Annotated in this window: 19 protein-coding genes; all 19 read left to right on the top strand. The window is 53.4% G+C overall.

The window, feature by feature from the left end:
* Positions 1 to 12: 12 nt before the first annotated feature.
* The 19 genes from OKX56_RS02265 (at position 13) to OKX56_RS02175 (ending at position 14,347) form a co-directional block, all read left to right on the top strand.
* A complete protein-coding gene (locus tag OKX56_RS02265; protein WP_287895493.1) occupies positions 13 to 231 on the top strand; it encodes a hypothetical protein in 219 nt (72 codons plus the stop codon).
* A complete protein-coding gene (locus OKX56_RS02260; protein WP_287895491.1) occupies positions 155 to 466 on the top strand; it encodes a DNA ligase in 312 nt (103 codons plus the stop codon). Before OKX56_RS02265 ends, OKX56_RS02260 begins: the two co-directional genes overlap by 77 nt.
* A complete protein-coding gene (locus OKX56_RS02255; RefSeq protein WP_287895490.1) occupies positions 456 to 1,595 on the top strand; it encodes a DUF2800 domain-containing protein in 1,140 nt (379 codons plus the stop codon). The genes OKX56_RS02260 and OKX56_RS02255 overlap by 11 nt, the downstream gene beginning before the upstream one ends.
* Complete coding sequence (locus tag OKX56_RS02250) at positions 1,588 to 2,163, top strand: DUF2815 family protein (protein WP_287895489.1); 576 nt, start codon at positions 1,588 to 1,590, stop codon at positions 2,161 to 2,163. Before OKX56_RS02255 ends, OKX56_RS02250 begins: the two co-directional genes overlap by 8 nt.
* A gap of 20 nt (positions 2,164 to 2,183) precedes the next feature.
* The gene (locus tag OKX56_RS02245; RefSeq protein ID WP_287895488.1) at positions 2,184 to 2,366 is read left to right on the top strand and encodes a hypothetical protein; all 183 of its coding nucleotides are present in this window, start codon (positions 2,184 to 2,186) and stop codon (positions 2,364 to 2,366) included.
* Positions 2,367 to 2,429: 63 nt separating this feature from the next.
* A complete protein-coding gene (locus OKX56_RS02240) occupies positions 2,430 to 4,370 on the top strand; it encodes a DNA polymerase (RefSeq protein WP_287895487.1) in 1,941 nt (646 codons plus the stop codon).
* A gap of 81 nt (positions 4,371 to 4,451) precedes the next feature.
* The gene (locus OKX56_RS02235) at positions 4,452 to 4,877 is read left to right on the top strand and encodes a DUF7768 domain-containing protein (protein WP_287895486.1); all 426 of its coding nucleotides are present in this window, start codon (positions 4,452 to 4,454) and stop codon (positions 4,875 to 4,877) included.
* Positions 4,877 to 5,782, top strand: a complete 906-nt coding sequence (locus tag OKX56_RS02230) for an HNH endonuclease (RefSeq protein WP_287895485.1) — start codon at positions 4,877 to 4,879, stop codon at positions 5,780 to 5,782. Before OKX56_RS02235 ends, OKX56_RS02230 begins: the two co-directional genes overlap by 1 nt.
* 1 nt (position 5,783) lies before the next feature.
* Positions 5,784 to 8,108 carry a virulence-associated E family protein gene (locus OKX56_RS02225; RefSeq protein ID WP_287895554.1) on the top strand — a complete coding sequence of 775 codons (2,325 nt, stop codon included), beginning with the start codon at positions 5,784 to 5,786 and terminating at the stop codon, positions 8,106 to 8,108.
* 219 nt (positions 8,109 to 8,327) lie between these two features.
* Entirely contained in the window at positions 8,328 to 8,609 is a 282-nt protein-coding gene (locus OKX56_RS02220) for a PDDEXK family nuclease (RefSeq protein WP_287895484.1), read from the top strand.
* On the top strand, positions 8,590 to 9,957 hold the full coding sequence (locus tag OKX56_RS02215) for an SNF2-related protein (protein WP_287895482.1): 1,368 nt from the start codon (positions 8,590 to 8,592) through the stop codon (positions 9,955 to 9,957). The genes OKX56_RS02220 and OKX56_RS02215 overlap by 20 nt, the downstream gene beginning before the upstream one ends.
* Positions 9,958 to 9,979: 22 nt before the next feature.
* A complete protein-coding gene (locus tag OKX56_RS02210) occupies positions 9,980 to 10,228 on the top strand; it encodes a hypothetical protein (RefSeq protein WP_353737754.1) in 249 nt (82 codons plus the stop codon).
* Positions 10,218 to 10,652 carry a hypothetical protein gene (locus OKX56_RS02205; RefSeq protein WP_287895481.1) on the top strand — a complete coding sequence of 145 codons (435 nt, stop codon included), beginning with the start codon at positions 10,218 to 10,220 and terminating at the stop codon, positions 10,650 to 10,652. The genes OKX56_RS02210 and OKX56_RS02205 overlap by 11 nt, the downstream gene beginning before the upstream one ends.
* 110 nt (positions 10,653 to 10,762) lie before the next feature.
* On the top strand, positions 10,763 to 11,125 hold the full coding sequence (locus tag OKX56_RS02200; RefSeq protein ID WP_287895480.1) for an HNH endonuclease: 363 nt from the start codon (positions 10,763 to 10,765) through the stop codon (positions 11,123 to 11,125).
* Positions 11,126 to 11,317: 192 nt separating this feature from the next.
* Positions 11,318 to 11,869: a P27 family phage terminase small subunit gene (locus OKX56_RS02195; RefSeq protein WP_287895478.1), complete on the top strand. Its 552-nt coding sequence runs from the start codon at positions 11,318 to 11,320 to the stop codon at positions 11,867 to 11,869.
* Positions 11,870 to 11,874: 5 nt separating this feature from the next.
* Positions 11,875 to 13,122, top strand: coding sequence for a site-specific DNA-methyltransferase (locus OKX56_RS02190; protein ID WP_287895477.1), 1,248 nt, complete (start codon positions 11,875 to 11,877; stop codon positions 13,120 to 13,122).
* 88 nt (positions 13,123 to 13,210) lie between these two features.
* Entirely contained in the window at positions 13,211 to 13,957 is a 747-nt protein-coding gene (locus OKX56_RS02185) for a virulence protein (protein ID WP_287895475.1), read from the top strand.
* Positions 13,948 to 14,178, top strand: coding sequence for a DUF4314 domain-containing protein (locus OKX56_RS02180; protein ID WP_287895473.1), 231 nt, complete (start codon positions 13,948 to 13,950; stop codon positions 14,176 to 14,178). Before OKX56_RS02185 ends, OKX56_RS02180 begins: the two co-directional genes overlap by 10 nt.
* The gene (locus tag OKX56_RS02175; RefSeq protein WP_287895472.1) at positions 14,171 to 14,347 is read left to right on the top strand and encodes a DUF5049 domain-containing protein; all 177 of its coding nucleotides are present in this window, start codon (positions 14,171 to 14,173) and stop codon (positions 14,345 to 14,347) included. Before OKX56_RS02180 ends, OKX56_RS02175 begins: the two co-directional genes overlap by 8 nt.
* Positions 14,348 to 14,379: the final 32 nt, after the last annotated feature.

Genomic DNA, 14,379 nt, shown 5'->3' with positions numbered 1-14,379 from the left:
GAGGAAGCCCGAATGAACGACAAGAGACAAACGACCGACACCGACGAGGAACTGATCGACACTTTGCTTGCGATCAGCGTCGTGTCCAAGCGGCTGGCGAGAAATCTATCTATCCTCGCAGCCCAGAGTAAATCCACGGAAGGAGGAAAAACAGATGAGCAAAATGAGCGAAATGGCTGTGACCATCGAAGAACTGCGCAAGTGTGCTGCTGCTATCAGCGACTCGGCTAATTGGCTGGCAGAGCAGTTCAGCGGCGATGAGCCGGTGCCGGAAGCTGCGCCTGCCGAGCCGGTGCTTACGCTGGAAGCGGTCAGGGCCGTTCTCGCGGAAAAATCCCGTGCGGGTTTCACCGCTCAGATTCGCTCTCTGCTACAGAAGTACGGTGCCGACAGGCTGTCGGGTGTCGACACGGCAAACTACAAGGCACTGCTTGCAGATGTGGAGGGCTTGACCGATGCCACCTAAAGGACACGCGATTCTCTCCGCTTCCAGCTCCGACCGCTGGCTGCACTGCCCTCCGTCCGCTCGGCTCTGCGAAAGCTACGACGATAAGGTCAGCGACTACGCCGCTGAAGGCACTGATGCTCATGCGCTTTGCGAGTATAAACTCCGTAAGGCGCTGGGGCTCCCTGCTGAGGACCCGACCGAAAAGCTGACCTGGTTCAACGAGGAAATGAGTGACTGCGCCACGGGCTACGTCGCTTATGTGCTCGAACAGGTTGAGGCCGCCAAGCAGGTCTGCGCCGATCCCGTGGTGCTCATTGAACAGCGGGTGGACTTCTCCCGCTGGGTGGAGTCCGGCTTCGGTACAGCAGACTGCATCATCATCGCGGACGGCACCTTGCAGATCATCGACTACAAGCACGGTCTGGGCGTACTCGTGAGCGCGGAGGAAAACCCGCAGATGCAGTGTTATGCGCTTGGTGCTATGGAACTGTTCGACGGTATCTATGACATTGACTCGGTGCGCATGACCATCTATCAACCACGCCGGGACAATGTCAGCACCTATGAAATATCAAAGGACGCGCTTTACCGCTGGGCGGACGAAGTGCTCAAGCCCACCGCTGACCTCGCATTCGCCGGTGACGGTAATTTTCTCTGCGGCGAGTGGTGCGGCTTTTGTAAGGCGAAGCACGACTGCCGCGCCAGAGCCGGCGCAAATCTGGAGCTCGCCCGGTATGACTTCAAGCTGCCGCCGCTGCTGACGGACGAAGAAGTCGAGGATATCCTTGCCCGCGCTGACGACCTTGTTTCATGGGCGGCGGATATCAAGGAATACGCCTTGCAGCAGGCGATCAGCGGCAAGGAGTGGCACGGCTGGAAGCTTGTCGAAGGTCGCTCCAACCGCAGATACACAAACGAAGCAGCGGTCGCCGGTACAGTTACCGACGCAGGCTTTGATCCCTATGAGCACAAGGTGCTGGGCGTCACCGCCATGCAGAAGCTGCTCGGCAAATCCCGCTTTGATGAACTTCTCGCGGCTTACATCGAAAAGCCGCAGGGCAAACCCACGCTCGTGCCGGAGAGAGATAAGCGTCCGGCGATGAACGCAGCCAAAAATGATTTTATGGAGGAAAACGATTATGAATAACAACGCAAACAGCGTCAACAACCCGATGAAGGTTATCACCGGCCCCAGCACCCGCTGGTCATATGCCAACGTCTGGGAAGCCAAGAGCATCAACGGCGGCACGCCGAAGTTCTCGGTAAGCCTCATCATCCCGAAGTCCGATACCAAGACGGTCGCCAAGATCAAGGCTGCTATCGAGGCGGCTTACCACGATGGCGAATCCAAGCTCAAGGGCAATGGCAAAACCGTACCCGCGATGTCGGCGCTCAAACTGCCCCTTCGTGACGGAGACACTGAACGCCCCGACGATGAGGCTTACGCCAATGCTTACTTCATCAACGCCAATACTGCTACCGCTCCCGGCATCGTGGACGCGGACCGCAACCCCATTCTGACCCACTCCGAGGTATACTCCGGCGTGTACGGCCGGGCAAGCATCAATTTTTATGCCTTCAACAGCAACGGCAATCGTGGTATTGCCTGTGGCCTCAACAACCTGCAGAAAATCCGCGATGGTGAGCCTCTCGGCGGCAAGGCCAGCGCCGAATCCGATTTTGAAACCGATGACGATGACGATTTTCTGAACTGAGAAAGGACGGGTGAAAAGCTATGACAACCTTAGAAACTATCCTGCTGACAGTGCTTATCGCTTGCTGGCTTTGCTTCAGCATTGTATTTCTGATCAACACGATTCAGAGCGCGGTGTATGACCGCAGGCGTGAAAAGCGTGAAAAGGAACAGGCCGCTCGTGACCTTGAGTATCACGAAAAGCGCATGAATGATTTCAAGTAAAGCACCTGGGACAGGCGGCAGAGAGGCTCTTTGCCGCCTTGTTCCTGTAAAGGACGGTTGATTATGAAAACACTCAGTATAGATATTGAAACCTATAGCAGTACACCACTTGCAAAATGCGGGGTCTATAAATACGCCGAAGCGCCGGACTTTGAGATTCTCCTGTTCGGCTACTCCGTGGACGGCGACCCCGTTCAAGTCGTCGCTCTTGCCTGCGGTGAAAAAATACCACCTGCTGTGATAGAGGCGCTCACGGATGAAACGGTGACTAAGTGGGCCTTTAATGCAAACTTTGAACGGGTCTGCCTGTCTCGTTTTCTTGGACTCCCCACTGGCGAATATATCAATCCTTCCTCGTGGCGCTGCTCAATGGTGTGGGCAGCAGCGATGGGCCTACCACTTTCGTTGGAAGGTGTCGGCTTGGTGCTCAAGCTGGATAAACAAAAGCTCACTGAGGGCAGAGACCTTATTAAATTCTTCTGCCAGCCCTGTGCTCCAACAAAAGTAAACGGACAGCGCACCCGCAACTACCCGTATCACGCACCGGACAAGTGGTCGCTCTTCAAGAAATATAACGCTCGCGATGTGGAAGCGGAACTGTCCATTCAGGCAAAGCTCGCAAAATATCCGTTGCCAGACAGCATTTGGGATGAATATCACCTCGACCAAGAAATCAACGACCGTGGTGTGGCGCTGGATATGGCGTTGGTAGAAGAAGCTATCGAGATGGATGGCCGCTCCCACGCCGAGCTCACCACCGCCATGAAACGCCTGACCGAACTGGAAAATCCCAACTCAGTACAGCAGATGAAGCAATGGCTTTCGGACAATGGCTTGGAGACTGCCACGCTGGGCAAAAAGGTGGTCGCGGAGCTTCTGAAAACCGCGCCGCCCGGACTCTCAGAGGTTCTTTCCCTCCGTCAGCAGCTTGCCAAATCGTCGGTGCGGAAGTATCAGGCAATGGAGAACGCAGTCTGCGCCGATGGTCGTGCCCGTGGAATGTTTCAGTTTTATGGAGCGAACCGCACCGGGCGTTGGGCAGGTAGGCTCATACAGATGCAAAACCTGCCGCAGAACCATCTGGAGGATTTAGCTGAAGCCCGTGCCCTTGTTCGCTGCGGCGACTTTGATGCGCTCCAGATGCTCTATGAAGATGTGCCGGACACACTTTCCCAGCTCATCCGCACAGCGTTTGTGCCGAGAAGCGGCGTCAAGTTCATCGTTTCCGACTTCAGTGCCATTGAAGCTCGCGTGATCGCGTGGCTTGCCGGTGAGCAGTGGCGGCAGGATGTGTTCGCCACAGGCGGCGACATCTACTGCGCCAGCGCCAGCCAGATGTTCAAGGTACCGGTCGAAAAGCACGGTGTAAACGGTCATCTGCGTCAGAAAGGCAAGATCGCGGAATTGGCGCTCGGCTACGGCGGCTCAGTCGGGGCGCTCAAGGCGATGGGCGCTCTCGACATGGGGCTTACTGAAGATGAGCTTCCTACACTGGTTGCCGCTTGGCGACAATCGAACCCCCACATTGTGCAGTTCTGGTGGGATGTGGACAAAGCAGCTATGGAGGCAGTCAGGAATAAGAATACCAACTCAACACACGGGATTACCTTCTCCTGTCAGAGCGGACTGCTGTTCATTACGCTTCCGTCGGGCAGAAAGCTCGCCTATGTGAAGCCGCGCATCGGAGAAAACAAGTTCGGCGGAAGCTGCATCACTTACGAAGGTGTTGGCGGCACAAAAAAGTGGGAGCGGCTTGACTCCTACGGACCTAAGCTCGTGGAAAACATCGTTCAGGCGACTGCCCGCGATATTCTCTGCTACGCCATGCAGACACTTCGCTGCTGTTCCATCGTCATGCACATCCACGACGAGCTTGTCATCGAAGCCGATCCGCGTATGTCGCTCACCGCTGTCTGTGAGCAGATGGGCAGGACACCGTCATGGGCAAAAGGGCTGTTGCTCCGCGCTGACGGTTACGAGTGTGATTTTTATAAAAAAGATTAAAAAGTGTGGACCACTTCGGGCTTTTTATTCCAGTGGGTGGTAGAGACGGACAAGAAGCCCGTCGTGAAAGGAGTGTTCCTAATGAGTATAGACAAATACAACAGTGAGGGCTATTACGACCCTACCGCCTTTGAAGCCATGACGATTATCGAAAACGAAGAAAGAGCTCTGCGGGCTTTCCGACCTATCGTGTACATCTGCTCCCCGTTTTCTGGAGACGTGGACGGTAATGTCGCGGCGGCGCAGCGCTACAGCCGGTTTGCTGTGGATAAGGGCTACATACCTGTCGCGCCGCACCTGCTGTTTCCGCAGTTTCTCGACGATGATAATCCCGCCGAGCGCCAGCTTGGGCTGTTCTTCGGAAACGCGCTGATGAGCAAATGCTCAGAGGTGTGGGTGTTCGGCAGCACTATCTCAGCCGGTATGGAGGCTGAAATCAAAAGGGCCAGGTGGAAGAACTACCGCTTGCGCTACTTTACTGAAAACTGCGAGGAGGTGCAGGAATAATGTCTAACACATGGCAATTCAAGGCAGGCAATCCGGAATATGAGCGATATATCCATAGCGCTGAATGGCGGCAAATTGCAAACCAGCGTCTTGAACTGGATAACCATATCTGCCCTGTTTGCGGCGGCGAAGCAACCGATGTACACCATCTGACCTATGAGCGTTTTGGTCACGAGTCAATGGACGATCTGGTCAGCCTCTGCAGAAAGTGTCATTACAAAGCCGAGAGCTTTTATGACCCGGCAATTACGCCTTGGGCGATGGACGAGATTAAGCCAAACGGCAACAACTTTATGGCGGCCATGCGCGTGGACGCCATGAAAATAGCACCTATGGTTTTCGATTATCTGAAAGCTGTGCGAGGTTTTGATTTTGACTCGTTAATGCTTCTCCGCCAACCTGACGATGCAGAAGGAAAGAAATACTGGTGCGTTTTACAGAGAGCCGTAAATGCCCTTTGCAGAAAGCGATACTCCCGAAGTTGCGTGGAGGACAGGCGAACAATGATGCTCGAAACCATTACTAATCATATTGAGGTCATCTGTCTTGCCGAAATTGAACATTGTGTCCGGAATGCCGTGCAGAAATCACTCCATGAGATTGTAGTGACGGACTATGCCATTTTCGGTAGGTGGGATGCCGTTGGCGCAGAGCTCGGCATTGCAAAAGGAACAGCGCAGAAGCTGCGAAAAGATGACGGTACCAGCTTCGGACCATCACTACGCGAAACAGTGCTGTATTACTGCGGGTTAGACGCGGCGGCGGGTATTCGGCCTGTTAATGGTTTCACCTGCCTGAATGATACGGATTACGACAGGCTGAATGCATTGGCTGACTATATGGCTGATGTGTCCGGCGATGGTGCCTTTAAGGGCGAATACACAAAGGAGGAGAAATATGCGTGAATTGAAGATTGCGCTCGGCAACTCCCGTCAAGCGAAGTTCTGGTCAAATAAGACTATGTCCTTCGATGACATATGCGACCGGCTGAAAACGCCGATACGCACAACTGAAACAGCGGAAGAATATGCCAAGCTTTCAAAGCCCAAGCGCGACGAGATCAAGGACAAGGGCGGCTTCGTCGGTGGGCACCTACGGGACAACCTTCGTAAAGTTGGGAATGTCTCCTGCCGTTCATTATGGACACCCGACATTGATAATGCTACGCCGGAGTTCATTGCGGAGCTGGAGAAAAAACTGACCTTCAAGTGCGCGGTGTATTCCACGCACAGCCACACGCCGGAAGCGCCCCGCCTCCGCATTGTTGCTCCATTTTCACGGGATATTTCCGCAGACGAGTTTGTGGCGTTGTCGCGCTATATGGCAGCGGAGCTCGGCATCGATATGTTTGATGAGTGCTCCTTTATACCGAACCAGCTCATGTACTGGCCGACCTGCCCGTCAAACGGCGAATACATCAGTGATTTCTTTGACGGTGAGCTGCTCGACCCGGATGCAATTTTCGCGGCGCACCCGAACTGGCAGGATTGCTCTTTGCTACCTACCACCTCACGGGAAAGCAAGGTCAATAAGCCAAGTCAGAAACCGCAGGAGGACCCGCTCACAAAGTCCGGCGTTGTAGGCGCTTTCTGCCGTACTTACTCCATCACGGCGGCAATCGACAAGTTCCTCTCCGACATTTATGCTCCGTCGGTTATGGAAGGCCGCTATGACTATATCTCCGGTGAAAGCACTGCCGGTGTTGTGATCTACGACGACAAGTTCGCGTACAGCCACCACGCGACAGACCCTGCCTGTGGGAAGCTGCTCAATGCTTTTGACCTCGTGCGCATACACAAATTCGATGGTGACGATGAGAAAAAATCCTTCGCAGCCATGACGGATTTTGCTATAAAGGACGTTGCTGTAAAGTCGCAGCTCGCGGCAGAGCGCATGGAGCAAGCAAGCGCCGATTTCTCAGATGCCGATTGGCAAAAAGTGCTGGAGCTCGACAAGCAGGGACACGTCAAGGATACGCTCGATAATCTGGTAATTATCCTGCGCCATGATGAAGCTCTGCAGCACATCGCCTTCAACTGCCATCGTGACGGTATTGATGCCAAAGGCGGCTTACCGTGGGATCAGCTCAAGGATGGCTGGAATGACTCTGACAACGCCGCGCTCAAAGTATATCTGTCAAACAATTATGGCGTCTATTCACCTACCAAGACGAAGGATGCTGTGTTGGCAGTCGCCGCTGAAAAGGCATATCACCCCATTAAGGAGTATCTGGAGGAACTGCCCGCTTGGGATGGCATTCCCCGTGTGGAGACGCTATTCATTGATTACTTTGGCGCAGCGGACACTACTTACACAAGAGCAGTCAGTCGCAAATCTATGGTGGCGGCAGTCGCTCGAATCTATCACCCTGGCACCAAGTTCGACAGCGTTCCTATATTGAACGGGCCTCAGGGCATCGGCAAATCGACCTTCTTTGCAAAGCTGGCTGGCGAGTGGTTTTCGGACAGCTTGACTCTTACGGATATGCGCGACAAGGCAGGACCCGAAAAACTGCAGGGCTATTGGATACTGGAGCTTGGTGAGCTGGCCGGAATGCGTAAGGCCGATGTGGAAACTGTAAAGTCCTTCATCTCTCGTGTGGACGATAAGTATCGCGCCAGCTACGGCGTGAGCGTTGAGAGCCATCCGAGGCAGTGCATCATCGTCGGCTCTACCAATGCTGAGTCCGGTTTTCTGCGAGACATCACCGGCAATCGCCGCTTCTGGCCTATTCCGGTCAGCGGGAATTCTCGTAAAAAGGCATGGCAGATTACAAAAGACGAAGTCGCTCAGATCTGGGCTGAAACACTGGTGCTTTATCGCCGTGGCGAAAAGCTCTACCTTGAAGGCGAGGACGCGGTTTTGGCAGTCACGGAACAGGCAGACGCAATGGAGGCAGATGAGCGCGAAGGCTTGGTGCGTGGGTACCTTGATACCTTGCTGCCGGAGAACTGGGATGAGCTCGACCTTTACGAGCGTCGTAATTTCCTGAGCGGTGCCGGTATCGGCGACATCGGCAAAAAAGGTACGGTGCGGCGTGAGCTGGTATGCAATCTCGAAATCTGGTGTGAGTGCTTCGGCAAAGACGCGGCCGCTCTCAAGAAAGCCGACTCCTATGAGCTGGGTGCAATTATGCAGAAGCTGGAGTCGTGGGAGAAGTATCAGGGAACAAAGCAAGGAACAAGCGTCTTTGCTATCTACGGAAAACAGAGAGCTTATTCCAGAAAGTAACAGAACAACAAGGATTGTTCCCACTCTTGTTCCAGAGCTTGTTACGGGAATAAGCCTTGTAAAATCAGAGGCTTTGAGAAATGCGGAACAAGAGAACAAGATTTTACCTATCGGCAATAATCATAAAAAACAAGGTAGTAATAGAGCGTATATACGAGTATGCGCGCGTGTATAGGAATTATTGTTCTTCTTGTTCCGCTTGTTCCAGAGGGAGTTCACATGAGAGAGAAACAGATTGAGCAAAAGCTCGTGAAAGCGACAAAAAACATGGGAGGCATCGCCCCAAAGTTCGTGTCTCCCGGTCTTGACGGAATGCCCGACCGCATTGTTCTTTTGCCCGGCGGTCATATAGGGTTTGTGGAAGTTAAGGCTATGGGATGTAATCCGCGACCGTTACAGCTTGCAAGGCATGGACTGCTTCGGCGCTTGGGCTTCAAAGTGTATGTGCTGGACGATGAGCGGCAGATTGGAGGAATTCTTGATGAAATACGAACCACATAACTATCAGACCTTCGCGATTAACTACATTGAGGAGCACCCCATCGCCGCCGTTCTGCTGGATATGGGACTTGGAAAAACGAGCATCACGCTGACTGCGCTAAACGACCTTTTGTTCGACAGCTTCGAGGTGCATCGCGTTCTGGTCATCGCCCCGCTGCGTGTAGCGCGGGACACATGGCCTGCTGAAGCGGATAAGTGGGATCATCTGCAGAGCCTCATCTGCTCCGTAGCTGTCGGCACCGAAACGGAACGCCGTGCGGCACTTATGAAGCCCGCCGACATCTACATCATCAACCGCGAGAACGTCCAGTGGCTGATCGAGGACAGCAAGCTGCCGTTCACCTTCGATACCGTTGTGGTAGACGAGCTGTCCTCCTTCAAAAATTACCAAGCAAAGCGCTTCCGGGCATTGATGAAGGTGCGCCCCACGGTCAAGCGCATCATCGGGCTGACGGGAACGCCCAGCAGCAACGGTCTCATGGATTTATGGGCGGAGTTCCGGCTGCTGGACATGGGCGCTCGGCTCGGACGGTTTATAAGCCATTATCGCCTTGATTATTTCCAGCCGGACAAGCGCAACGGGCAGGTTATCTTCAGCTACAAGCCTCTGCCCGGTGCGGAGCAGCGAATATATGACAAAATCGCGGACATCGCCATTTCCATGAAGTCCATTGACCTTCTGAAAATGCCGGAGCTCATCAGCAACGAATACACCGTGAACCTCTCCGACGAGGAACGCCAGCGGTACGACGGTTTGAAACAAGACCTCGTGCTGCAGCTCCCCGACGGCGAGATCACCGCCGCAAATGCCGCCGCTCTCACCGGGAAGCTGTGCCAGATGGCAAACGGCGCAATATATACCGACGACGGCGGCACCATCACCATCCATGAACAAAAGCTGGACGCACTGGAGGACATCATCGAAGCGGCAGGCGGCAAGCCACTTCTTGTGGCCTATTGGTTTAAGCATGACCTTGCCCGGATCACCGAGCGGCTGCGCAGGCTCCATATCCCGTTCTCCAAGCTGGACAGCGCCGACAGCATCCGCAGGTGGAACAACGGTGAACTGCCCGTGGCACTAATCCACCCCGCCTCCGCCGGTCACGGGCTGAACCTTCAAAGCGGCGGCTCCTGCATCGTCTGGTTTGGGCTGACCTGGTCACTGGAATTATATCAGCAGACCAACGCCCGCCTGTGGCGACAAGGCCAAAATTCAGAAACGGTTGTGGTGCAGCACATTGTGGCCAAGAGCACCATCGACGAGCGGATTTTGCGGGTACTGTCGAAAAAGGATAGCACACAGGCCGCTTTAATAGAGGCGGTAAAGGCCGAAGTCTCAGTAAACTGAGACAGCACATCTGAGAAAATCTATGACAATCCGTGCCAATCCGAGAGAAATAAAAATCGGAGGTACAGATATTATGAACAACCCCTATGAAAACCTTGCAAACGCCATTGTGCTGCAGGCCGTGAAGGATTACCGGCTTCACGACGACGAGCGTGAGCTTGCCAGCATTGAGCGTTTTTTCCGTTCCGGCTGGTTCGGCGTGTTGACCGGCCTTGACCCGGAGCTGCTGATCTCCAAGCTGAGAAAGGAGAAGGTGTGCTATGACTACTAAGACCTACCTTTCACAGGCGCGTTACCTTGATATGCGTATCAAATCAAAGCTCCAGCAGATCGATTCACTGAACGAGCTGGCAACAACCTGTACGTCAGTGCTGACCGGTATGCCCCGCAATCCCAGCGGTTCAACCTCCCGCATGGCAGACGCCATTTGTAAAATTGTTGACCTGCAGAACGAAATCAACCGTGACATCGATAAGCTGGTTGACCTCAAGAAAGAAATCATGGGCGTCATCAAAGCGGTATCCAACCCGGAACACCAGACCCTTTTGGAGAAGCGTTATCTCTGTTTCCTGTCTTGGGAGAAAATTGCTGTGGACATGGGTTATGACCTGCGATACACACATAAGCTCCACAACTGGGCGCTGGAGGAATGTAGCATTCCCGCTTCTTCGAAAGTGGACACGAAAAGACACTGAAAGACACCTGCCACTTATGATAGTATTATAATCAGGAAAGCAGAATGAAGATGAGCCTTGTGGGAGCAATCCCGCAGGGCTTTCTTTATGCCCCGAAGGAGGTGAACCGAATGCCATACAAACCAAAGCGTCGCTGCGCATACCCCGGCTGCGGTCGGCTTGCTGTACGCGAGCAATACTGTGCCGAGCATCAGAAGGTCATGGACAAACGCTACAACCAGTACGAGCGTGACCCTGCGTCAAACAAACGGTACGGCCGTAGCTGGAAACGAATCCGTGACCGTTACATCAAGGCACATCCTCTCTGCGAGGAATGCCAAAAGCAAGGAAAGCTGACACCCGCCGAGGAGGTGCACCACATTCTCCCGCTTTCCAAAGGCGGCAACAGCAATGCTGAGAACCTCATGGCTCTTTGCAAAGCCTGTCACTCTCGTATCACTGCGGAGTCAGGTGACCGCTGGCACGATCGGTGAGGTCTGTATCACATTTTGATACAGACCAAAACATAATCACGTTGATTAAAAATATATTCACTGGTTTTTTGCCCCGGTGGGGGTATCAAAATCTCTAAAGCAAAAAAATTTGGACAGCGGCGTGGGGCTTCGTGTTAAAAAACGCGCAATCAAACGGTGGAATAGCCCCATCGCGCAAGGAGTGTGATGAATATGGCGAAAGACGGCACCTGCAGAGGCGGTGCTCGCATCGGTGCAGGCGCAAAAAAGAAGCCGCTCGCCGATAAAATATCAGCCGGCAATCCCGGCGGCAGGAAATTGACGGTGATGGAATTTCAGGATACAGCAGACCTCAAGGGACTTGAAATGCCAGAGCCAAATAAAATGCTCGAAGCCGTGCAGAAGGACGGCAAGACGCTCGTCGCCGCGGACATTTATAAAAACACATGGCACTGGCTGAATGAGCGTGGCTGTGCGGCGCTTGTTTCCCCACAGCTTTTGGAACGCTACGCCATGAGCGTGGCCCGGTGGATTCAATGCGAGGAAGCGGTTACCGAATATGGCTTTCTGGCCAAACACCCCACAACGGGTAATGCCATTCAAAGTCCCTACGTGGCGATGGGCCAGAACTACATGAATCAGACGAACCGTCTGTGGATGGAAATCTTCCAGATCGTCAAGGAGAACTGCACCGGCGAGTATGGCGGAGCTAATCCGCAGGATGATGTTATGGAGCGGCTGCTTACCGCTCGGAAAGGCGGTTGATAGCTATGCTGATAGAAAAGATTCAGACTGATCGGCTCGTTCCAGCCGATTATAATCCTCGCAAAGACCTGAAACCAGGTGATCCGGAATATGAAAAGCTGAAACGCTCGCTTGAAGAATTCGGCTATGTCGAACCTGTTATATGGAATAAAACCACCTCCCATGTCGTTGGCGGCCATCAGAGATTAAAGGTGTTGCTCGATATGGGTGTCACCGAGGTCGACTGCGTCGTTGTCGAGATGGACGCTGAAAAGGAAAAGGCGCTCAATATCGCACTGAATAAAATCTCTGGCGAGTGGGACAAGGACAAACTGGCTCTGCTCATTGCAGATTTGCAGGGCGCTGACTTTGATGTGTCGCTCACGGGCTTCGACCCCGGAGAAATTGACGACCTGTTCAAGGACTCGCTCAAGGATGGTATCCACGACGATGATTTTGATGTGGATGCCGAGCTCAAGGAACCGACCGTTACCAAGCTGGGCGATGTTTGGCGACTAGGCCCGCACAGGCTCGTCTGCGGTGACTCTACCCGTACAGAAACCTACGATCTCCTGATGGCTGGCAAGAAAGCCAATCTTGTAGTGACTGACCCGCCGTACAATGTCAACTACGAAGGCAGCGCCGGAAAAATCAAAAACGACAACATGACGAACGATAAGTTCTATCAGTTCTTGTTGGATGCGTTCACCTGTATAGAAGCGGTCATGGCGGACGACGCCAGCATATACATTTTTCACTCCGACACCGAGGGGCTGAACTTTCGCAGAGCCTTTTCGGATGCCGGTTTTTATTTGTCCGGTTGCTGCATCTGGAAGAAGCAGTCGCTGGTGTTGGGTCGCTCTCCATACCAGTGGCAGCATGAACCGTGCCTTTTCGGTTGGAAGAAAAACGGCAAGCACCAATGGTACACCGGCCGCAAGGAAACGACGATATGGGAGTTCGATAAGCCAAAGAAAAACGGCGACCACCCGACCATGAAGCCGGTGCCGCTTATCGCGTATCCCATTATGAACAGCAGTATGAGCAACACCATCGTGCTGGACCCCTTCGGCGGCTCCGGCAGTACGCTCATCGCCTGTGAACAATCGGATCGCATCTGCTATACCATCGAGCTTGACGAAAAGTTCTGCGACGTTATCTTCAAACGGTATATCGAGCAGGTCGGCTCCGATGCAGGGGTTTCGGTCATACGCGACGGTTTGACCTATAAGTATGCCGAAATAGCTACAATACACAATTCCGAGGCCACATAATTCTACAGGATTCTACGCCTGTATCACTTGCTATTTCCGGCCTCCAGAGTGATATATGTACTACGCCAAAAACAAGGAGGTCAACATCATGACAATTAACTACAACGTAACCGGCGATGACCGCAAAAAGCTGGTCCAGGCAATCGCAGAAATCCTCGAATGTAAGCCCAAGTACCTTGGAGTTCCTTCCTGTGCATATCAGGTGGACTACTTCACCATCAGCAAGACCGGAGAGCTTGTCTTTGACGACAGCGCCGACAGTGACGAGATTGAGCGGCTCATCGAGGCACTTTGCGAGAAGGGCTTCGAAGCCGAATTCACAACTGAGGAAACCGGACTCACCATTTCCATGCCGAAGGACGGTTTCACCGACTCCGCCATAGAGAATCTGCGGCGACTGGTTGGAAGCAAAAGCTCCCTCATAAAGAAAGCCCTCGGAGCGCATTCGCTTTCCATCACGGTGGAGGACGACAAGATCTCCTTCCCGTGGTTTGAACATTACCCTACACCGGAGGAAATCAGTGCCTACGCCAAGTTCATCGGCCGCCTCTGCTTGATGGCCAAAACGCTCAAGCGTGTCACTGCGCAGGATAAAGATGTCGATAATGACAAGTACGCCTTCCGCTGCTTTCTCCTTCGGCTGGGCTTTATTGGCGACGAGTACAAAGCCGAGCGAAAGCTTCTGCTCCGCAACCTTACCGGCAGCGCGGCTTTCAAGAGCGGTCAGAAGAAAGGCTTCTCGCAGGAAGACCTCGACCGTGCCAAAGCCGACCCCGACACTCGCGCTGAAATCAATGCCATCCTGAATGGAGAGGAGGAAACGCCATGCGAATGATAACTAACGAGGCCCTCCTCAACCTTCGCCGACGCTATCCTGCCGGCACCCGTGTCGAGCTTCTGCATATGGACGATGTACAGGCTCCTCCGGTTGGAACGCTGGGTACTGTATATGGCGTCGACGACACCGGCTCCCTCATGGTCAATTGGGATAACGGCAGCGGGCTGAACGTAATCTACGGTATCGACCAAGTCAGGAAGGTGGCCGACCTTGACTGAGAAAATCAAGCAACAGATACTCGCCGTCCGCGACACCGGACTCACAAATATGTTTGATACCTACGTGGTGCAGCGCATCGCAAATGACATGGGGTATTTCGAACTGGTCATCTTCATTGAGGAATACCGACGCGAGTATGCACACTTTATCCTTACGGGAGAAGCATAAGATACACACAAATCCTCTGATATATTTGTGTA

It is taken from the genome of Dehalobacter sp., assembly GCF_030063005.1.
GTDB lineage: Bacteria > Bacillota > Desulfitobacteriia > Desulfitobacteriales > Syntrophobotulaceae > Dehalobacter > Dehalobacter restrictus.
Note: the sequence above shows the minus strand (reverse complement) of the source record. Positions and strands in the feature narration are given on the sequence as shown.